This is a genomic window from Sphingobacterium micropteri, from assembly GCF_014692515.1.
GTDB classification, from domain to species: domain Bacteria; phylum Bacteroidota; class Bacteroidia; order Sphingobacteriales; family Sphingobacteriaceae; genus Sphingobacterium; species Sphingobacterium micropteri.
Genome location: NZ_JACOIK010000016.1, coordinates 85,006 through 104,299 on the forward strand (window position 1 = coordinate 85,006; position 19,294 = coordinate 104,299).

At 38.6% G+C, this 19,294-nt stretch carries 20 protein-coding genes; 17 read left to right on the top strand and 3 right to left on the bottom strand.

Going from position 1 to position 19,294, the window contains the following annotated elements; translation table 11 throughout:
* Positions 1-7: 7 nt before the first annotated feature.
* Positions 8-751, bottom strand: a complete 744-nt coding sequence (locus H8B06_RS18990) for a tetratricopeptide repeat protein (protein WP_223857782.1) — start codon at positions 749-751, stop codon at positions 8-10.
* A 720-nt stretch (positions 752-1,471) separates the two neighbouring features.
* Between H8B06_RS18990 and H8B06_RS18995 the strand changes: the two genes are divergently transcribed.
* From H8B06_RS18995 to H8B06_RS19005, 3 genes are all read left to right on the top strand, one after another.
* The gene (locus tag H8B06_RS18995; RefSeq protein ID WP_190995777.1) at positions 1,472-2,872 is read left to right on the top strand and encodes an RtcB family protein; all 1,401 of its coding nucleotides are present in this window, start codon (positions 1,472-1,474) and stop codon (positions 2,870-2,872) included.
* A gap of 14 nt (positions 2,873-2,886) precedes the next feature.
* On the top strand, positions 2,887-3,492 hold the full coding sequence (prfH, locus tag H8B06_RS19000; RefSeq protein WP_223857789.1) for a peptide chain release factor H: 606 nt from the start codon (positions 2,887-2,889) through the stop codon (positions 3,490-3,492).
* 177 nt (positions 3,493-3,669) lie between these two features.
* Entirely contained in the window at positions 3,670-4,530 is an 861-nt protein-coding gene (locus H8B06_RS19005) for a sugar phosphate isomerase/epimerase family protein (protein ID WP_190995779.1), read from the top strand.
* Between the two features lie 81 nt (positions 4,531-4,611).
* Here the strand turns inward: H8B06_RS19005 and H8B06_RS19010 are convergent, their stop codons facing one another.
* On the bottom strand, positions 4,612-5,688 hold the full coding sequence (locus H8B06_RS19010; RefSeq protein WP_190995780.1) for an energy transducer TonB: 1,077 nt from the start codon (positions 5,686-5,688) through the stop codon (positions 4,612-4,614).
* Between the two features lie 467 nt (positions 5,689-6,155).
* Here H8B06_RS19010 and H8B06_RS19015 point away from each other — a divergent pair, with 467 nt between their 5' ends.
* From H8B06_RS19015 to H8B06_RS21005, 5 genes are all read left to right on the top strand, one after another.
* A complete protein-coding gene (locus H8B06_RS19015; protein ID WP_190995781.1) occupies positions 6,156-6,815 on the top strand; it encodes a hypothetical protein in 660 nt (219 codons plus the stop codon).
* 10 nt (positions 6,816-6,825) lie between these two features.
* The gene (locus H8B06_RS19020) at positions 6,826-7,263 is read left to right on the top strand and encodes a DoxX family protein (protein ID WP_190995782.1); all 438 of its coding nucleotides are present in this window, start codon (positions 6,826-6,828) and stop codon (positions 7,261-7,263) included.
* Between the two features lie 301 nt (positions 7,264-7,564).
* Positions 7,565-8,551 carry an aldo/keto reductase gene (locus H8B06_RS19025; protein WP_190995783.1) on the top strand — a complete coding sequence of 329 codons (987 nt, stop codon included), beginning with the start codon at positions 7,565-7,567 and terminating at the stop codon, positions 8,549-8,551.
* 94 nt (positions 8,552-8,645) lie between these two features.
* Positions 8,646-9,566: a helix-turn-helix domain-containing protein gene (locus tag H8B06_RS19030; RefSeq protein WP_190995784.1), complete on the top strand. Its 921-nt coding sequence runs from the start codon at positions 8,646-8,648 to the stop codon at positions 9,564-9,566.
* 382 nt (positions 9,567-9,948) lie between these two features.
* Positions 9,949-10,275 carry a DNA/RNA helicase domain-containing protein gene (locus H8B06_RS21005; RefSeq protein ID WP_190995827.1) on the top strand — a complete coding sequence of 109 codons (327 nt, stop codon included), beginning with the start codon at positions 9,949-9,951 and terminating at the stop codon, positions 10,273-10,275.
* On the opposite strand, the gene H8B06_RS19040 is transcribed toward H8B06_RS21005, so the two are convergent.
* Positions 10,188-11,123, bottom strand: coding sequence for a hypothetical protein (locus tag H8B06_RS19040; protein WP_190995785.1), 936 nt, complete (start codon positions 11,121-11,123; stop codon positions 10,188-10,190). The genes H8B06_RS21005 and H8B06_RS19040 overlap by 88 nt on opposite strands.
* Positions 11,124-11,318: 195 nt before the next feature.
* On the opposite strand from H8B06_RS19040, the gene H8B06_RS19045 reads away from it, so the two are divergent.
* The 9 genes from H8B06_RS19045 to H8B06_RS19080 all read left to right on the top strand — a co-directional run bounded on the left by H8B06_RS19045 (position 11,319) and on the right by H8B06_RS19080 (position 19,224).
* Positions 11,319-11,579: a hypothetical protein gene (locus H8B06_RS19045; protein ID WP_190995786.1), complete on the top strand. Its 261-nt coding sequence runs from the start codon at positions 11,319-11,321 to the stop codon at positions 11,577-11,579.
* Positions 11,580-11,773: 194 nt separating this feature from the next.
* A complete protein-coding gene (locus tag H8B06_RS19050; protein WP_317170960.1) occupies positions 11,774-13,459 on the top strand; it encodes a tetratricopeptide repeat-containing sensor histidine kinase in 1,686 nt (561 codons plus the stop codon).
* A 12-nt stretch (positions 13,460-13,471) separates the two neighbouring features.
* Positions 13,472-14,137 carry a response regulator gene (locus tag H8B06_RS19055; RefSeq protein WP_190995787.1) on the top strand — a complete coding sequence of 222 codons (666 nt, stop codon included), beginning with the start codon at positions 13,472-13,474 and terminating at the stop codon, positions 14,135-14,137.
* 24 nt (positions 14,138-14,161) lie between these two features.
* On the top strand, positions 14,162-14,734 hold the full coding sequence (locus tag H8B06_RS19060) for a thermonuclease family protein (RefSeq protein WP_190995788.1): 573 nt from the start codon (positions 14,162-14,164) through the stop codon (positions 14,732-14,734).
* Positions 14,735-15,262: 528 nt separating this feature from the next.
* Positions 15,263-15,826 (top strand): hypothetical protein, encoded by a 564-nt coding sequence (locus H8B06_RS19065; protein ID WP_190995789.1) that lies wholly within the window; start codon positions 15,263-15,265, stop codon positions 15,824-15,826.
* 4 nt (positions 15,827-15,830) lie between these two features.
* Positions 15,831-16,808, top strand: a complete 978-nt coding sequence (locus H8B06_RS19070) for a DUF4407 domain-containing protein (protein ID WP_190995790.1) — start codon at positions 15,831-15,833, stop codon at positions 16,806-16,808.
* Between the two features lie 31 nt (positions 16,809-16,839).
* On the top strand, positions 16,840-17,283 hold the full coding sequence (locus tag H8B06_RS19075) for a hypothetical protein (protein WP_190995791.1): 444 nt from the start codon (positions 16,840-16,842) through the stop codon (positions 17,281-17,283).
* 201 nt (positions 17,284-17,484) lie between these two features.
* The gene (locus tag H8B06_RS21010; protein WP_223857792.1) at positions 17,485-17,802 is read left to right on the top strand and encodes a DUF5763 domain-containing protein; all 318 of its coding nucleotides are present in this window, start codon (positions 17,485-17,487) and stop codon (positions 17,800-17,802) included.
* A 600-nt stretch (positions 17,803-18,402) separates the two neighbouring features.
* Entirely contained in the window at positions 18,403-19,224 is an 822-nt protein-coding gene (locus H8B06_RS19080; protein ID WP_190995792.1) for a helix-turn-helix domain-containing protein, read from the top strand.
* Positions 19,225-19,294 lie beyond the last annotated feature (70 nt).

Genomic DNA, 19,294 nt, shown 5'->3' on the forward strand with positions numbered 1-19,294 from the left:
ACTTTTATTATCGCTTATTTTTTTGTTCCAGCAGTTCCCTAACTTGAGGATGGACAGCTTGTGGATCAATTTTATCGGTTAGATTTAAATATTTATTAGCACTATCTTTTTGATAAAAGTAGGAATACGCAGCTGTCAACTGTGCCAAAATTCTCGGATTATCCTTGTCTAAAGTATTGGCTTTTCTTAAGCTTTCAATAGCTTTATTAAGCGTGTTTAAATCTTGATCCATGCTAAATAATTGTCCATAGCTCGTCGCTTGCGATTCATAAACCCTTGGATTGAAGGGGTTTATTTTTAATGATTTCTCAAAGAAATAGATTGATTCTTCCAGTTCATTTTGTCTTCCCAGTAGATTGCCGAAACCCCAATAAACATCGGCATTTGTACTATCTAAGAGCCAAGCCTGATTAAATCTTTTCATAGAACTTTCCAAGTCATTTTTATAGAAATATTCCCAAGCCATATCAATGTAAGACACTGCGGCAGTTTTCCTATCTGAGAATTTTGAATCTACGGAAGCGAAAAAATCGTTGTCGCTTTTAATTTGCGCTGCGCATTTTGTTAATTTGCCATACATGGGAAGGAGGTTAATACCTTCTTTACAGTCTTGAACCGATGAACATGCTATGTACAATAAACAGGTAAAAGTAAGTATTAGAAATTTATTCATATAATTCATGCAGAAATCCGTATTTTCTACTTTCTGTGATTCAGCTTTGGAGCCGAATAATTTATTTAAAAAATTCATATTGTGAGGCTTTGGTTAAAATTTTTAATCTCTATTGTGTAAAACGGTCGTATATCCTTAATAGCTTATTATATCTTTCCAACTTTTTGAACAAACCAGAATCCTTTGTGCCACAGCTACTTTATATATGGAATTCATAATTTTCTTTACTTCTTTAAAAGTACGAAATATTAATGGAAATGTTAATGTAGTTCGAAATGGTACTACACAATGTCATTTTTTACCCCGATGCTCACAAAATTTGTAAATTTAGCCATCAAGCTGTTTTTCCCATGAAAACAAAAGAAACAACATTTATGAAAACTTTGAGAATAGTTATTGAACGTAGTGTGGATATGTTCAGTGCGTATGCGAAGAATGCTGATTCCTGTAAATAGATTTTTTTCGCAATATTAAATTATTGTCTATCTTTGCACTCATTCTTGATTTATTCATCTTTTAATATCAAGGAATCATGACAACGCAAAATTACATATCGTCCCTTTCGCTCATTGCCTAATAAGGTAGTCAAACCTCTTTTTTTAGAATTAAGCAGTTGTGTAATTAACTTATGCAATGTTTGCCTGCCTGAAATTTCATTAGATTGTGCTGCGCGATCCTAACAGGGTATATCCTTCTACAAGGACGAATTGCAATCAAAAATCAAATTCAACAAAAATTACAAACATTTCCAGATAGAGCCTCAATCAGGCTTTTCTGGGTTTAAATATATATCCCCACATGGGCAATTTAAGAACAAAAGATTTAAGTAAGATAGGTTATCATAATGATCAGCTACGAAGTCTGGTTATTGGGATAGTCTCCAAAAATTTCAAACATCACAGCAAACAGGAAATACTTGACCTGCTCCAAGATATTAAGAACGATCCCGAAGCATTTTTGGATAACGAACTGACACGTAAAATAGCCGAGAAAGTTATCGGGAAGATCGATGAAGTATCATTTAAAGCTTACGGGCTCCGCGATGAACCGGTATGCTTTAAAACATACGGCGGTAAGGGCATTGAACCATCAGCCAAACAACAAATGGAACTTGCTAGCCTGTTGCCGGTAAGCATACAAGGTGCCTTAATGGCAGATGCGCATATGGGATTTGGCTTACCTATTGGTGGTGTGTTAGCTACAGATAACGCGGTGATCCCATACGCAGTGGGTATGGATATCGGTTGCCGAATGACACTTTCTATTATTGATGAAAGCGATAGTTTTATAAAGAGGTTTGCATATCAAATCAAGCAGGCGTTAAAAAACCATACTCATTTTGGAATGGAGGGTGGGTTGGACGTCAGGCAGGATCATGAAGTTTTAGATAGTCCAGTATTCAACGAAATACCTTTTTTGAAACCGCTAAGAGGTAAAGCTGTCAGGCAATTGGGCACATCCGGAAAAGGCAACCACTTTGTGGAGTTTGGTGAAATAGAGATGCTGGCCAATAATGCTCTAGGATTACCGGCTAGGAGGTACTTAGCATTGTTAACACATTCGGGAAGTCGTGGTTTAGGCGCTGCCATCGCTAAACACTACACGAAACTCGCTATGGACAGCTGTAAGTTGCCTCGGCATGCACAACAGCTAGCTTGGTTAGACATGAATAGCGAAGCGGGGCAGGAGTACTGGCTTGCTATGACATTGGCTGGTGATTATGCTAAAGCGTGTCATGACCGGATCCATTCGAACCTATTAAAAGCTTTAGGGTTAAAGGCAATCTGTGTCGTGGAAAACCATCATAATTTTGCATGGAAAGGCAAATTGTCCGATGGCAAAGAAGTGATCATACACCGTAAAGGCGCAACACCGGCCCATAAAGGTGAACTGGGCATTATTCCCGGTAGCATGACAACACCAGCTTACCTCGTATCCGGTAAAGGAAGCCACGATGCACTATATTCCGCATCGCACGGTGCAGGCCGTGCGATGAGTAGGCAAAAGGCTAAGGATAGCATGACAGTTTCATCCATGAAAAAGATGCTTATCAATGCGGACGTTACGTTAATCGGAGGCACAGTTGAAGAAAATCCTTTGGCATATAAAGACATTGACGCCGTCATGATTGCACAACGTGATCTGGTTGATATCCAAGGTAAATTCTATCCGCGTATTGTTCGAATGAATAAAGAGTAATGATGAAAAAAATTATGATACAAATTACATCAGGCAAGGGCCCGGCAGAATGCTGCCGGGTTGTCGCCTGTGTGCAAAGTTTAATGATGAAACAGGCCAAACAACAAGGCTTTCAAATGCAGGTGCTTGAAAATAAGGCTGGCGAATTAAAGGGAACACTATTGTCTTCCACTATGATGCTTATAGGCAATAATCTGGATGACTTTTTAAAAGAATGGGTAGGAACGATACAATGGATCGCACAGAGCCCATATCGTAGATACCACAAGCGTAAAAATTGGTTTGTGGGTGTTGCCGCCTTCGATGTGAAGACACTAATGCAATGGGATCCCAAAGATGTTAAGTTGGAAACCTGCCGTTCATCGGGTCCCGGTGGGCAAAACGTAAATAAAGTTGAAACAGCCGTACGCGGAACACACTTGCTATCAGGCTTACAAGTACTGGTTATGGATACACGCTCGCAGTTGGAAAACAAAAAACTTTGTTTAGCCAGATTGCAGGAAAAAGTATTAGTCTGGCAGACAGAGCAACTCATGGAACAACAGCAAAACCAATGGCAGAATCATTATGAGTTGGCGCGTGGTAATGCTGTCAAAGTAATTAGACGTGATTTATTTTGATTCGGCTATATAGTATTCTATCGACAATTGATCGAAGAGATGAGTAGAAAGGATACGCTGCTATCTCCCTTGCATTTTCACGAAAAGTTTCATGAAGATTCAATAAAAAATACTATATTAACTTTTTAAATAGTGCTATTAAGACACATCTTACTTATAAACCTTAACATCGAAGCAGTGAAAAAACTGATCTATCTTTTTTTGTTACTTATTGTCACCAGTCAAGATTTAGTTTTTGGCCAAAAAACAGACGTTCCACTGTTAGGCGTTTGTGCGACAATGGATAAAGTTCCTTTGATCCATAAACATGGATATACTTTTATTCAACCGACTGTTGCCGAAATGTTGCAACCGCAAAAACCGGATAGTCTATATGATGGGCATATCAATAATATTAATTATCCGCTGGATATGGTCGTTTGTAATGTTTTTATCCCCGGTTCCATCAAGACCACCGGGCCCGAAGTTAATGAGCAAAAAATCATGGCGTATGCTACCAGAGTTTTTGAGCGAGCAGAAAAAGCAAATATTCGGCTAATTGTTTTTGGTAGTGGCGCATCCCGCATGATCCCCGATGGGTTTGATAAAAATGTCGCACGCAAGCAGTTTGTAGACATTTCTGGAAAACTGGCCGTTCTTGCTGCGCAATATAATATCGTACTCTCGCTGGAAAGCCAGAATAAAGAAGAATGCAATTTCATCAATACTTTGCAAGAGGCCATTTTGATTGCCAAAGAAGTAGATCATCCAAATTTCCGTGTAACGGTAGATATCTACCATATGATGCGTGAAGATGAGCCAGCTGACCATATTATCGATGGAGGAAAATATATTTACCATTGCGATATAGGTGAGAAAGAAACACGTTCCTCCCCAGGGGTAAAAGGAGATGACTTTGTGCCTTATTTCCGTGCGTTTCAGCAAATTGGTTACAAAGGAATGATCGCATTGGAATGTCGGTTTACGGATTTGGAAACGGAACTTCCTTTAGCGAAAGAAACTATTGCCAAACAGTGGGAATTGGCGAAAAAGCTATAGCTGGATATCAACTTCTGTGTTGACCTTTCGGTATAATGGTTTTTTAGTTTTGTTTCCAAACATTCCTTATTCCATTTAATATTATTTGCAGTGTTTTTCTAATAATGACTTTCCAGAGTCGAATCCGAGATTTCGCAGTATTCTGAAATCCTCGCAGGCAGACTCTTGATCATTTAACAAGAGATAACAGTAACCGCGATTTATCAAAGCTTTTTCATTTTTAGGGTTTTTGGCGATCATCCTGTCAAAGTACGTTATAGCGCCATAAATATCACCTTCCTCAATCCGCTTCGCAGCGTATCTAGTATATCGTTCATCAGTTAAAAATTGATCCATAAAATTGAAATCTATTTCCAGGGTGACTTGAGCGTCAACAGGCTCTCCATTGTAATGAGCGGGGTTCCAATTCTTTGCCATTTTACTACAGGTTTTAATAAATTCCTTGTTAAATTTATCATCCATCCCTTGCAAGATTTTTATATTATCTACGGAGCCAGATTTACGAACAACAAAAGTTGCCAAAAACAGCCGCCCATAATCCTGGGAAAAGCCCGTCATATATTTGCTATAAGATGGCATCGCCGTCTGCAAAGCATGGCGTAGTCCATAGGGGTTCGAAAAAGTAGGATGGATCTTTTGACTGGCTTTGTAAACCGTATCAGTTTTGGAAATACCTACCAAATCCTTTCCGTTCCATTCCGATGTATTTTGTAAATGTTCGTATCTAATTAATGTTATCAATAGCGAACTTGGATCTGTTGCTCCTAAAGTTCCCGGTTGGACGACAATTAAGCTATCCGAAGTAAGACGGATAATTCCCAATGTTATTTTGGCTTTAAAATTGGTAGAAATCTCTATTGTACCGTTTCTATCCTCATAAGAATTGAAGTTTCCTGCATGGGTATAATCAGTAATTATGGCAGCCTTGTTCTTTGGTTTGAAACTGTATTTTAAGAATGCATATTTCAGCGGGTGCGCTTCTTCTACTTCCATGCCGTCTAAATAGGTCACACCTACTTTTATCCAATCGCCTAACAAGGTTGTTTTTTCTTGTGCCTTTATTGGGAAAAATCCATATAGTAAAAAGAAGAAAGTTGTTATCGCTAAATGGATATGGTTACTATTAGCTTTTAAAAATATGTTTCTTAAATAATTCATAATTGTCAATTATGTGAAGCAGATAGAACAATGCCGTCCTCGTTCAGAAGGAGACATGTTATCCCATTTCTCAGTGTAGGGTTTTGGAGTTGCTATAGACATAAATTAGTCAGTTGCTTTAGTTATTTTACAAATAACTAAACTTTATAAAACTACCAAAAATCTTTTATAAATCAATGGGAAGATGTCAAAGTCATTTAGGCGGGTCAGTGGCGCTAATTTAATTATACCAGTCACGTAATGGTGGGATTCTGAAGTTACAAATAGCCGCCGCCTAAACCAACAGAAATAAAAGGCGCCCCTCGCTGCAGCGACAACAGATAATCATTTTGAAAATAATCCAATCAGCCGAAATGGATAAAACAAGTCATGAAAACTCGAATCTAAAAGAAAAGTTTAACGCGCCTAGTTTCGAAGGAAGCAATATTTTTTACGTAAGTTTGGTTTATTGATTTACGTTTTTCGGTATGATCCTAACATTTGCATTAAATTATAGACAATTACTTTTTATCGTTGCTATAGCCTCTTTATTTCTTGGTAGCTGCTCGAAGGAATCTTTACATCCTGAAGTTGACGGAGACGAAACCATTCTTCCTCACGAATATGAAATAGAAAGTTTGACGTATCTATTGGCGGATGACGACAAAATTGATACTGTGAAGATCAAAATATGCACAGAGGAGTTTACTAATTCCGGGAATACCCTTAAGGAAGTACAGCACGTCGAAACGTTTGATGATCTTTTCAAAACTTCCTTTTTTGAATTAAATCTAGAAGAAAACGAATTACCCTTAGATTTAAATATCACCGAATTTAAGGTTAAGGTGCCTGATGTATATTACGAAGATGGGACATTTTCCTATTATCCCGAACCTTTTACAATAAGCGACAGCGAGCAACGGGAGCCGTACAAGCGTAACAGTACATTTACCTTCGACCTGAAAGTACCCGCACAATCAAAACTAATATTCGCAAAATCTATTGACCGGCATGATATCATCTGTTCATTTAAGTTGGTCATACACGATAAAACCACCGGTGAAAAATATACCGTGGACGGAAAATGGCACGGCGTACTTCGTTATTTTAACGAAAGTTTTTCGGTCGACGAAGAAGTGTTAAATTGATAAAGCTAATATGGATTCAGTAAAAACATCTACGCTTCAAAATATATGCAAGATCTTTTTGGGCGGGTTCATGTTATTTGCGGGCATAAGTCATTTAACCTTTCTTCGAAAAGAATTTTTGGCTCAGGTACCTAGATGGTTGCCAAGCAATCCAACTTTCATGGACTTCGTGGTTATATCCTCCGGAATTGTTGAAATTGCTCTTGGATTGGCCATGATATTTTTAAGCAGATATAAAGTTAAAGTAGGCGTTATATTAGCCCTATTCTACATGCTCGTTTTTCCAGGTAACATCTCGCAATACACCAATCAGATTGATGCCTTTGGTCTCGATACAGATCAAAAAAGACTAATGCGGTTGTTCTTTCAGCCGGTTTTAATGCTGTTGGCACTTTGGTCGACGGGTGCAATTAAGGCGTATATGCAAAAAAAGTTCAACAAGTCTTAGTTCGGACCCATTTCCTCAAGTTTTCTTTATCATGTTTGGTTAAGAAATTGTCGTCTAATCGCAAAATCAGTAAGCCGGTTAATGTCGCCGGTATAGTGTCCATATCAAACACTCATCTATGGTGACGCTTGTTAAATTGCTCGTCATACGCTTTCACATGATGAGGAAACTCTTCTCCGAGGAATGGATACGATACACCTAACTTTTAAGGGTATGGTTAATTCGGCTACAAATATCCGTAATTTGGATCATCGGGCTGATTTTTAGCTTTCTACCTTTGAACTATCAAAATTTATTAGTTATGCAAACAAAAAAATTAGGTAGTCAAGGACTTGAAATACCCTTAGTAGGATTAGGCTGTATGGGTATGACAAGCTTAGCAGGTGCTGATGTGTACGGAAAAGCAGACGAAAAAGAATCCATCTCCACGATCCATCGCTCCCTTGAGTTGGGCGGAAATTTTCTAGATACAGCCGATTTGTACGGTCCGCATTTTAATGAACAGTTGATCGCAAAAGCCATTGCCGGAAACCGTAACGAATATATCATCGCAACAAAATTCGGATACGAGATAGATGATAACGGTCAAATGACCTGGAGAACGAATGCCAGCCCGGAATACATTAGAAAATCAGTCGATCGTTCGCTTAAAAATCTGAATACAGACGTCATCGATTTATACTATCTTCACCGTCCCGATCCCAAAGTGCCGATCGAAGAAACAATTGGTGCCATGGCAGAATTAGTGCAAGCGGGAAAAGTAAAATACATCGGTGTTTCCGAGATCGATGCAGATTTGATCAGACGTGCACATGCCGTGGCTCCCATCACGGCAGTTCAAAATGAAGTTTCGCTATTCAGTCGCGATGTAGAAACCAATGGTGTATTGAATACAGTCAACGAATTAGGCATTGGATTAGTAGCATATTCACCTTTAGGCAGAGGTTTTTTAACGGGTGAATTAAAATCTCCAGACGATATGCCGGACGATGATTTTCGTAGAAACATACCACGTTTTCAAGGAGAACAATTTTACAAAAACATTGAATTAGTAAAAGAATTGGAAAAAATGGCAGATGAAAAAGGATACAGTACTTCACAGCTAGCAATTGCATGGCTCATTCAAAAAGGAATTACGCCTATTCCCGGAACTAAAAGAGTGAAATATGTAGAACAGAATATAGCGGCTACAAAAATTAAATTTACAGCATCCGAATTGCAAAAAATTGAAGAGATACTACCCGCTGGTGCGGAAACAGGTAATCGTACTTTTGACTTTCCGGAATAAATAAATAGGTTACAAAAGAGCTTCTTCACAACTGGGAAGCTCTTTTATTATATAAATCACTAAATTTATACACAATATATTCCATCGTAAAACAATGGCTTCATCCAAGGAAATAAATATCCACATTGATTCTGTAGCATCCTATCATGACATGATGGGCATTGAAAAACCATTGCATCCTTTATTTAGTATCGTCAATTTTTCAAAGATTAGCTATTCGCATCCGAAAGTGACTTGCAATATCCATTCTAATTTATACAACATCAGCGTGAAATCAGGTGCGGATTGCGTGATTCAGTATGGTCCGCATCACTTTGATTTTACGCAGGGAGCGATGTCGTTTTTCAAGCCCGGACAAACCATCAAGGTAGATCCCAACGCTGCTATTGTGAAAGAGGGATTTTCTATCAATTTTCATCCCGATTTTCTGCGTACTTTTCCTTTAGACAAAAAGATTCAACGTTATGATTTTTTTGAATACAAAGTCAATGAGGCTTTGTTTCTTTCAGACGAAGAAAAAGTCCAGTGTAATACAATTGCTAAAGGCATCGAAACCGAATACAAGAGTAAAATAGATAGTTATAGTCAGGAAGCCATCGTGAGTTTTCTGGACTTGTTGCTCGTTTACGGAAAACGTTTTTACGACCGGCAATTCATCACCCGAAAAACACATCAGCAGCCAATCGTGGTTCAGTTTGAAGAATTATTGGATGCATACTTTCAAGAGGAGCTTCATTTGCAAAAGGGTTTGCCTAACGTGAAATATTTTGCTGAAGCTGTACATATGTCACCTAATTATTTAAGTGATCTTTTGAGAACATCAACAGGTAAGAGTGCCCAAAGCCATATCCACGGTAAACTGATAGATGTGGCTAAAAACATGCTCAGTTCCACATCACTTTCCGTTTCCGAAATCGGGTACCAATTAGGATTTGAACAACCTCAATCGTTCAATAGATTGTTCAAATCCAAAACAAATCAAACGCCTTTGGAATTTCGGACTAGTTTTAATTAAGAAATAAATCACCACCCTGAATTTTATAGTCCGTTTTTATGTTTAAGTTGGAAGAAGAAGTGGTATGTCGGAATTCCCGACATACCACTCTGCAAGGTGCAATCAACGATAAAACGCAAGGACCTGATGTTTGCAGTAACCTACTCTATTGCAAAACAGCGACGACTGAATTAACAGGGTTGTCTAGTAAATTCAAAATTCTAATTAAAACTGGTACTTCTGGTTCAAGTATTTCCTATATGGTAGTGGGGCAAAAGTTGGGCAATATGGCGATAAGCTATTGTTGTGAATAAAGATCAACAATTGGGAATTGCAGCTTCGTGGGAATCAAAATTTCAGCTTGGGGACTTTCGCGACGCTCGCGACTGGCAGCAGTTCCAAAATGGATAGTCCCCATGCGGTAGAGCAGGCTATTCGGGATAAGGTGGCAGAGGATTTTCCCGAGAACTCCCACGATAGCCAAGTCAAAGGACCAGACTTTCTACAGTTGGTCAAGAATACGTATCGTGTCCTCCTTGGTCGTGGTATGATGGCATGCTATGTTTACTTTATGGACAAGGAGACCGCGATATACTTTAGGAGTAGAGTGAGGAGGCGATTGAAACGATGCTTCACACAACATCATTCCTCCTTTATATATTCCCCTGCATATCTCTCAATAATGTGTTTTGTGACCGCTTTTAGTGATCTCTCTTGTTTTATCGGATGATGTCCTGGATACGTGAAAAATTCCACTTCATTATTTATTTTAGAGTACCAAACCTTTCCTATGTCCTCATCGTTTAATGTGTCCGGACGAGTAATTTTTTGAAAATGAGCCAATTTATTTTTGTCAAGCCCGATAATCTGATAGGGCTGTCCTTTATCTTGACAATCCACCTCCACATAACGTGCACCATTCCAACACATACAGTCCGCAGGCGTAATTATATTATAAACAATAAAGAATACGGAGGCGAGAACTAAACCGCTGCCTGCGTATAATAGCGTCTTATTCTTCGATTTTCTTTCTATCGGCTTTATATCCTGTTTATATTCTGTCGTTGTAACCTGTGCCTGGTCAATAGCTTCTGGCGTATGTCCTTCTTTTCCAGCTTCAGCTGTGTCAGATAGATTTTCTGAAGGAAAGTCTTCGGAGTCCGAACTTGATGTCGGGGGATTTTCTCCGTTGTTATTCAAATTATCACCGTATGAATCTTCGTTCCAATGCGAAGCATTGTAGGGGCGAGGTTTGAAGTCGATCAGCACAGCGAGCAACTTCACAATATTTTCGTCTGGTCTTTTCTTCGTATCACCATTTATAAAACTCCGCAAAGGTTTTAGCTTGTCCAAATCAAATTTTTCGATAAGAACGGAGAGATCCTTTGAGGACTTTCCGCTATTAAAAAAATCAATAAAGACTTTTTCGTCATCATGATTGAGATTTTCTAGGTAACGTTTTAAGCACCAGGATCTAAGTTTCCCCGGCGAAGGACATTCCCTACCGAAATCTAGTCGGCCTTCATTCTTCAAATCTAGGTAGGCGTTTCTCACCGCCATTTGGAATTTTTCAAACATTATTACAAAATTATATCAATTGGATTACCGGAAATTACGGAAACCCGTAAACATAGCGAACCTAAAATCAACATCAATACATCGGAAATTCCAGCGAATTGCCGGAATAATTGGAATAATTTCGGAAATGTCGGAAACATCGTAAAACATTGGTTTGTAGGTCTTTATTAGTCATAAATTTGCTTTCGGAATCAGTTGAAACATCAACTCGTTCTTTCGAGGAAAGATACGAAAGAGATTCCAAAAAGAGAAGAAGTCGCGGTAGGCATTAGCCGGTTTGGGAAGCAGTTATTGTCTCCCGCGACCGAAGCTCCCACTTCCCAAAAATTCAGAAGGCCTTCTGAAAACAATCGTAGCAATCCCGTGCATGAAGCACGTGGACCTACCAAGTTTTTGACTTTTAAATTTTTGAAAAATGTGGTATTTAATTTTAGCCCTATTATTTGGACAAGGTAGTGACTCAGCTCACAATGGTAATAAATGTGGACAGCAAACCGTTCAAACAGCTGGTGATCACGGTGGAGAAACGTCAACTCCTCGTCCACCGCGTCCCCCCCGTCCCAAAAATCAATAATTTTTCATTTAGGCAGCGAAAGCTGCCTTTTTTGTTTTGCCAATTATTCTCTCTAATTTAGAGAAAACAAACCTTAGTGAAGTCACTGCCTATATATATCGCTGCTTTCGTTTTTGTCGCCTGTTCAGAAGACGATAAGAATCATCGTGTTGTTGTACAAAATCCAGATATCGATAAGGCATATGAATATTTGGAGCGAGGAGTTGATGACAGTGCATTTTTTGCTTTTAGCAAAGCGAAGGATATCTATATAGAAGCAGATGATAGTCTGAATGTAGCCAACTGCCTAATCAATATGGCTATTACCCAAAAAGATCAAGGTGACTATTTTGGTGCACAGGAGACAGCTCTTCAAGCAACAGATTATTTGGATGAAAGTAATCCTGAGCATTATATCTACCTTAGTACAAATTACAATAATCTTGGTGCTGCTACAGTAAAACTCAGCGATTTTGGACAAGCGTTAACTTTCTACGAACTCGCACTTCAATTTTCGAATGACTCTTTAAATACATTGGTATATCAGAATAACATAGCGATATGCTATCAACAACTTAAGAAATATGATAAAGCATTGCAGATTTATGTTCGCGTTCATGAAGAAATAAAATCTAGCCAGATAGAATACGCCCGCGTCTTGTCAAATTTAGCCAGAACAAAATGGCTTGCTGACCCTGCATATTCAGCTATAGATGAGTTTCTAACATCATTGGCTATCCGGGAACAGGAAAATGATCTATGGGGGTTGAATGCCAGTTACGTTCACCTGACAGACTATTACGCCGATACACGGCCTGATTCCGCACTATGGTATGCAAAAAAAATGTACGACACGGCTAAAAAGATACAAAGTGCCGATGACCAAGTTTACGCCTTAAGCAAACTTATCGAACTGAGTCCCGAGACAGAGTCAAAGGAATATTTTCAGACGTACCAGTCGCTTACCGATAGTTTACATCAAGCTAGAGCCGCTGCTAAAAATCAATTCGCCCTTATACGGTATGAAGTAGAGAAAAATAAAGCCGATAACCTGCGGCTGCAGAAAGACAATGCAGAAAAAATCAATAGGCTGACTCGACAACGATTTTTTATCGGAAGCCTTGTATTCCTACTGATACTGTTTGTTGCAGGAGGACGGTTTTGGTATAAAAAACGTAAACAACGGCTGGAGCTCGAAGCACAGCATAAAATCAAAGCCAGCCAACTTAAAACCTCCCGCAAAGTTCATGATGTCGTCGCCAACGGTATTTATCGGGTGATGAGTGAAATAGAAAACAAAGAAGATATCGACCGGGAAGGAATTTTGGATAAATTGGAAGGTGTTTACCATAAATCCCGTGATATATCTTATGAAGCCGAAGATTCTTTACCAGCCGAGCAGTCCTATGCACAACAGATAACCGAATTATTGACATCATTTGCCACAGCACACCAAAAAGTACTCATCGTAGGAAATGAGAGTCAACTCTGGGATCATGTCAACGAGAATGTAAAAGCCGAAATCAAGCACATGTTGCAGGAACTTATGGTTAATATGCGAAAGCATAGCCATACCGACCAGGTCGTGATCCGTTTCGGAAAAAACGAAGGGAAACTAAAAATCTTCTACAAAGACAATGGCGTGGGAATGAAAAATGTGCATGCTCAAGGAAATGGGTTAAAGAATACGGGTTCCCGTATTAAAAATCTAGATGGTGAAATTATCTTTGTCAGCGAAACGGGAAACGGGTTGAAAGTAGAAATCGCAATTCCCATTTCCTAAAAAAAGAGATGTATGTTTAAAAAAATATTGATTGCTGAAGACCACGAAATAGCCAATATTTCCGTTCAGAAAACATTGCACGATTTAGGTATTCAAGACGCAAAATATGTTTACTATTGTGACGACGCTTTAAATTGGATAAAAAAAGCGTTGCACGAGGGCGAACCTTATGATCTATTGATTACCGATCTGATTTTTGAAGATGACCATACTCCACAACAGATTAAACATGGTGCAGAACTTGTCCGAGCAGTTAAACAAATTCAGCCCGATATAAAAGTAATCGTACTTTCATTAGAATCGCGGTTCAGTATCATAGACGAGTTATTTAAACATGATGCTGTCAATGGCTATGTCCGTAAAGCACGCCGCGATGCGCAACATCTTAAAGAAGCTTTACAAGCAGTTTATAACAACAGAGCCTACTATTCACCTGAGGTTAAAGAATCTTTACGGGAAAAACATAGCCATGAATTCACGGCGTTTGATGTTTACATTATTTCCTTATTGGCGGAGGGCGTTCCGCAGAAGAATATCCCTTTCTATTTACAAGAGAAGAACATGAAGCCTTCAGGGCTTAGTAGTGTCGAGAAAAGATTAGGCCTTATGCGTACTGTGCTAGGTTTCTCAAAGAATGAACAACTCGTAGCCTATTGTAAAGATGTTGGCATTATTTAGCAAATTGGAATCTATCTTTGCACGATGAAGAATCGTTACATTTTTACCATTTTATCGGTGTTGTTATGCTATGTCTATACTGCGTGCCAGAGTCAATCAGATTACATTTATAGTATAAAAGGAGGCGCCGATCAAGTGCTTCATGAAAACGAACCTTCGCGCGCGGAAAAAGAAAAACGCTGGAAAGAGGGTTTTGCCTATGTAACTAAAGTTATCGACGGTGACACATTCTGGGTGGACAACGGTACGGAATCTTTTAAAGTACGCTTCATTGGTATCGATGCTCCGGAAACACGGAACTCCCGTTGGAAGAAGAAAGGATATTATGCATCCGAATCTAAAAAAATTGTTCAGACTCAGACGGAACACCAATGGGTTCGCTTGGAGTTCGATGTACAATCTATGGATAGGTATAAGCGGATGCTTGCCTATGTTTATCTGGAAGACGGAACGTTTTTAAATGCTTCTTTGGTAGAACAAGGCTACGCCGTAGTCGACACCTATCCACCCAATGTAAAATATGTGGAGCTGTTTATTGATCTGCAAAAACAGGCGCGCGAGACAAAACAAGGGCTTTGGGGAGAATTGCCCGAATAATATTCCCAATTATTAATTCTCACCTGGAGACTGCTGAAATCGGCAGTCTCTTTTATTTTCTACAAAATCGTTGCTTTACGGGAAGCCGTAAAATCAAAACCATTGGAGGCCATACATTTGTATCATTAACAATCACCAGATGACTAAATATGAATGATCATGGCATGGAAATTTAGACGACGTGTAAAGATTATCCCCGGAGTTCACTTGAAACTATACCGATGACCGTTATTTTAGAACTCTTGCGTAAACACACCCACGGTACTTATGGTGCGTCCTTGTTAGATGAAAGGTGGAAAAAGAAGCGGAAGGAAATTTTGGAGAGGGATCAACATCAATGTGTGAACTGTGGGGCCAAAGAAAAATTGCAGGTACATCATAGACAATACCATTTCGATATTAAAACAAGGAAATTCAAAGAACCTTGGGATTACCCCCATGTTCTGATGATTGCCCTCTGTGAAACTTGCCACCAACGAGGGCATTACCTGTACAAAGTACCATCAATAGTAATTTAAAATAAAAAATATGACAGCTTTATTCAAAAACATCTTCGGAAGAAACGATGCTTCTATTCCTCCGGTTCCAGAATCCTTCAAAGAAGACCGATCCGTCAAGGATATTAAAGAAGAAATTTTTATCGAAAAGAATGCAATTTCTTCTGACGGATATTTATCGAATACCAAAGGAATCCTAGCCATCTACCATTATCTAGAAGGGGATTTTGAAACAAAAGGCTTTAATGATGCTATGGTTAGCCCCGATGAAAGCTATAAAAGAGAGAATGTCCAACTGATTAAATATGACTTGGAGATCATTATCCAAAAAGTCAGAATATACCATGATTCCCTTTTAAAGGATTTGGATTTTCATATCCTGTCCAGATCGAGAGCGGGATTGGTGGATTTAGTTGAAGAGTTAAAAAGTCGTAAGACGGATCTGATGGAGCACATTCAGAAAGTGAACGAAATAGATACTTCGTTGAAAAGTAACAATGGTTATTGCGAACGAGCGATTCTCTCGTATCAGCGAGGTTTTACGAAAGGTATGGCATCTATCACACAGGCAAGTCTGTTAACTAAATCATTTTAAAGTTATGAAAGCTCATCATACTTATTTAAAGTTTTGTTGCTTTTTAACCGGATTAAGCTATCCGTTGATTCGAAATTCCAGCGAACAGAGCGTGAAAAATGCCAAAAAATATACCGGCGCGTTGTTGATTATTATGCTCGTTTGGTTTTTTATCGGCTATTGTTTTGCGACGAGGTATCTCCATATGGGAGAAGCAGGCGGAATTATAGGAGGATTGCTCATGGCTTTTATCATTCTCCAGATAGAGCGTATCATTATCCTGTCGCACCATATCAGTCGGGGAGGTAAGGTATTCCGTGTAATCCTTGGACTGGTGATGGCATTATTAGGAGCGATGATCATGGACCAATTTACATTCAAAGATGATATTGAATTGCGGAAATCGCAGGTATTGAGCTTAAGAGTAGAAGAAGCAATAAAGATAAGCGAAGTCGATATACGTCGCCAAGTCGCGGAAATAGATAGCATGCTGGATGGTTCCAATAAGAAGCTGTTCAGTTTAAGTGAAGAATTGCAAAAAAGACCTGTAATCGTCACAAGTTATACCACAGGAAGTATTACAAGGGATAGCTCAGGTAACCAATTGAATTCGACTACACAGCGTAATACATCCGTGGCTGACAATCCGCTGAAAATAGAATTTGAGTTCTTACAAAATCAGATAGGCGAGCTGAATAAGAAAAAGTTTGAATTGAGCCAGTCTATCACAGAATTACGCACCAAAAAAGAGCAAGAACTTAAGGAAGCGACTGGCTTTCTAGATGAACTCGTTTTGCTGAAAGAAGTTGTAGCAGAAAGCTGGGTAGGTATGTTTGTATACAGCTTGTTTTTGTTTTTCTTCCTTTCATTGGAGCTTTTTATCCTTATCATGAAAATGAGTGACAAAGAATCCGATTACGATAAACTGATAGCACATCAGGTCGATGTTAGATTGGAAATGTTAAGTCAATTAAAAATCAGTCCGACACAACAGCTACATTAAATACTCTAAATAGATTTTATAGACTACAGATATGAATAAAAAGAGACTACTTTACATGCTATTCCTGGGATTTGTTATGATAGCAGGATGCAGCAAAGATGATCAAGGGGAGGAAACCTACGGATATGAAGTCACTTGTGACTATTGTGATATTCGCTATCTCAACGAATTTAATACCTATGTACATGTTCAGGAGCATCGAAATCAATGGAAGAAGGAATTCAGAGGCATTTCTGAAATGTATATAACTGTAAATTCAAAATCCAATTCATCGGATATCATTTATGTATACGTTTTGAAAAATGGTTCGCGTATCAGTACCCATTCGGGCGAAGGCAGTGTTACCGCCAGTCATAAGGTACCGTCGTCAGGATCGTCAAGGCCAGTGTCCGGTATTTGTGGTGCACCTACCCAGAAAGGCGCTCCATGCCAGCGCAAGGTGAGTGGTGGAGGAAGATGTTGGCAGCATAAATAATTCATTATATTATTCATTTAAAATTTCTTTGTTACCATACAGGGTAAGAATAATTTTCAAACTTACTTTAAATAGCTATCTTTAAGATCGATAATTGGTTATAAGCTACAATCTTCAACGTTAGTAGATGGATTTATATATTGACTGTCCATGATCAGAATTTTACTTATTGCTGGGTTTATTTTAAGCGTTTCGATAGTAATGGGACAGACAGTCTACAAGACGCCTTCTGGCCAAAAGTATCATACAGCTACGTGTCGTTACGTTAAGAATGTATCGACAAAGTTGACGGTTGCTGACGCTAGGAAATTGGGACTCTCTCCGTGCAGCCAATGTCGACCAGATCAAACTGGCCAAAGTAATGCTTCTTCGTCGGGACTAGGAATCAGACAGGGAGAGGCGAAAGGTGTGCGAAGTACTTCTGTTCGGTGCCGGGGTATTACTAAAGCGGGCGCTCGCTGCAAGCGTATGACAAAAAATGTCAATGGTTATTGTTTTCAACATGAGCCGAGTCAATAGCTATTCTTAACGCTATTTTTTCCAACGATTTAAAGAGTACCTAATTCAAGGCTACACTATCAATCAAAAACGTCTGTACGAGTTACAACAGACTGTGCAATTCATTGCCGAAAAGGCAAGAGATATAGAAAATGTAGACGAGGCGAAGGGTATTATGGATATCATTTCACAGTATACCCAAAGTTTTGTGCGAAAATATTACTTACGAAATTAATTATGCTGAAGCAAGGATTGCCATTGCTGAACTTAAGAAACAGTTAATAAAGAAAAAGGAAGCAACAGCATTATTCGGCAACGAGAAAGATAACAGCTTTGAGGGAACATTGCAAAGGGTTGTGCAGACATTCGCCGGGCAATATTTATAATTATGGCCTCGATAAAAACATCTAATTTTCAAAATATATGCAGGATCTTTTTGTGCGGATTTATGTTATTTGCCAGATTGATGCCTTTGGTCTCGATACAGACAAAAAAAGACTTATGCGGTTGTTCTTTCAACCGGTTTTAATTCTATTGGCACTCTGGTCAACGGGTGCAATTAAGACGTTCGCACAAAAAAGGTTCATTTTTTAACTCAATTTTTGTTAGCTAAATTTGAAAATGTCATTTATCTTTAGAACTTTCGCTGCTCCTTTAAATGTACAGCATATTATTTCCAATTTCTGGTTTTTTGAATCAGATGAGGGAATCGGTGCCTATACACATTACGCAACAGCAACAGTTTTTCCTAGGATAGTATTTGGTCTTGAAGGTTGTTTTTCTATTTCTTCAGATGATGGTAGACAAATCAATTTAAATAGTTCAGGGTTTAATGGCCAAACAAACACCTTTATGAAATTTACTGTATACAGCAAGAAAGTTTCTGTTTTTGGTGTAGTCTTAAAACCTTACAGCTTATTTAGTCTAACCGGGCATATAGCCGAAATTTTAAGTAATGAATATTTAGACTTTAACTCTATTTGGTCTAAGCTTGGAAATGATCTGGAGGAGAAAGTTGTTACCGCTCCAAACAATTATTCACGTATAAAAATCATAAGCTCTTTCCTTGAAAAAAAATGGAATAAAAACTGTAGGTCTCAAGGAGAAATAATAATTGCAAACGCCGTCAATGAATTGATTAACTTGGAAGGTGTTTTAGATATAAATAATATTTCGGATCAATACTCCTTATCCTTGAGGCAATTTGAGCGTAATTTCAAAAAAATGACAGGATTTTCCCCTAAGCATTTCCATAGAATTTCACGATTTGAAAAAGCCGCTGACATCTGTCTGGAAAACCGTTTCAAAATGACCGATATAGCTTACCGTTTTGGCTATTTTGACCAAGCTCACTTTATTAAAGATTTTAAACAATTCAGTGGTTTTACACCTCTTACATATCAAAATGTAGCCTCTTCAGATATTGTCTTTGCCAAAACCTAAAATGTCGTTTATTTACAATTTTTCAAAGATTATCAAATGTAGTTTTACAAAATGATAATCAAAAGAAAGA

Excerpts from the sequence above, each read along its gene's own strand:
- H8B06_RS18990 (WP_223857782.1), bottom strand. The coding sequence starts at position 751 with ATGAATTTTTTAAATAAATTATTCGGCTCCAAAGCTGAATCACAGAAA.
- H8B06_RS18995 (WP_190995777.1), top strand. The coding sequence starts at position 1,472 with ATGGGCAATTTAAGAACAAAAGATTTAAGTAAGATAGGTTATCATAAT.
- prfH (WP_223857789.1), top strand. The coding sequence starts at position 2,887 with ATGATACAAATTACATCAGGCAAGGGCCCGGCAGAATGCTGCCGGGTT.
- H8B06_RS19010 (WP_190995780.1), bottom strand. The coding sequence starts at position 5,688 with ATGAATTATTTAAGAAACATATTTTTAAAAGCTAATAGTAACCATATC.
- H8B06_RS19015 (WP_190995781.1), top strand. The coding sequence starts at position 6,156 with ATGATCCTAACATTTGCATTAAATTATAGACAATTACTTTTTATCGTT.
- H8B06_RS19020 (WP_190995782.1), top strand. The coding sequence starts at position 6,826 with ATGGATTCAGTAAAAACATCTACGCTTCAAAATATATGCAAGATCTTT.
- H8B06_RS19025 (WP_190995783.1), top strand. The coding sequence starts at position 7,565 with ATGCAAACAAAAAAATTAGGTAGTCAAGGACTTGAAATACCCTTAGTA.
- H8B06_RS19030 (WP_190995784.1), top strand. The coding sequence starts at position 8,646 with ATGGCTTCATCCAAGGAAATAAATATCCACATTGATTCTGTAGCATCC.
- H8B06_RS21005 (WP_190995827.1), top strand. The coding sequence starts at position 9,949 with ATGGATAGTCCCCATGCGGTAGAGCAGGCTATTCGGGATAAGGTGGCA.
- H8B06_RS19040 (WP_190995785.1), bottom strand. The coding sequence starts at position 11,123 with ATGTTTGAAAAATTCCAAATGGCGGTGAGAAACGCCTACCTAGATTTG.
- H8B06_RS19055 (WP_190995787.1), top strand. The coding sequence starts at position 13,472 with ATGTTTAAAAAAATATTGATTGCTGAAGACCACGAAATAGCCAATATT.
- H8B06_RS19060 (WP_190995788.1), top strand. The coding sequence starts at position 14,162 with ATGAAGAATCGTTACATTTTTACCATTTTATCGGTGTTGTTATGCTAT.
- H8B06_RS19065 (WP_190995789.1), top strand. The coding sequence starts at position 15,263 with ATGACAGCTTTATTCAAAAACATCTTCGGAAGAAACGATGCTTCTATT.
- H8B06_RS19070 (WP_190995790.1), top strand. The coding sequence starts at position 15,831 with ATGAAAGCTCATCATACTTATTTAAAGTTTTGTTGCTTTTTAACCGGA.
- H8B06_RS19075 (WP_190995791.1), top strand. The coding sequence starts at position 16,840 with ATGAATAAAAAGAGACTACTTTACATGCTATTCCTGGGATTTGTTATG.
- H8B06_RS21010 (WP_223857792.1), top strand. The coding sequence starts at position 17,485 with ATGGGACAGACAGTCTACAAGACGCCTTCTGGCCAAAAGTATCATACA.
- H8B06_RS19080 (WP_190995792.1), top strand. The coding sequence starts at position 18,403 with ATGTCATTTATCTTTAGAACTTTCGCTGCTCCTTTAAATGTACAGCAT.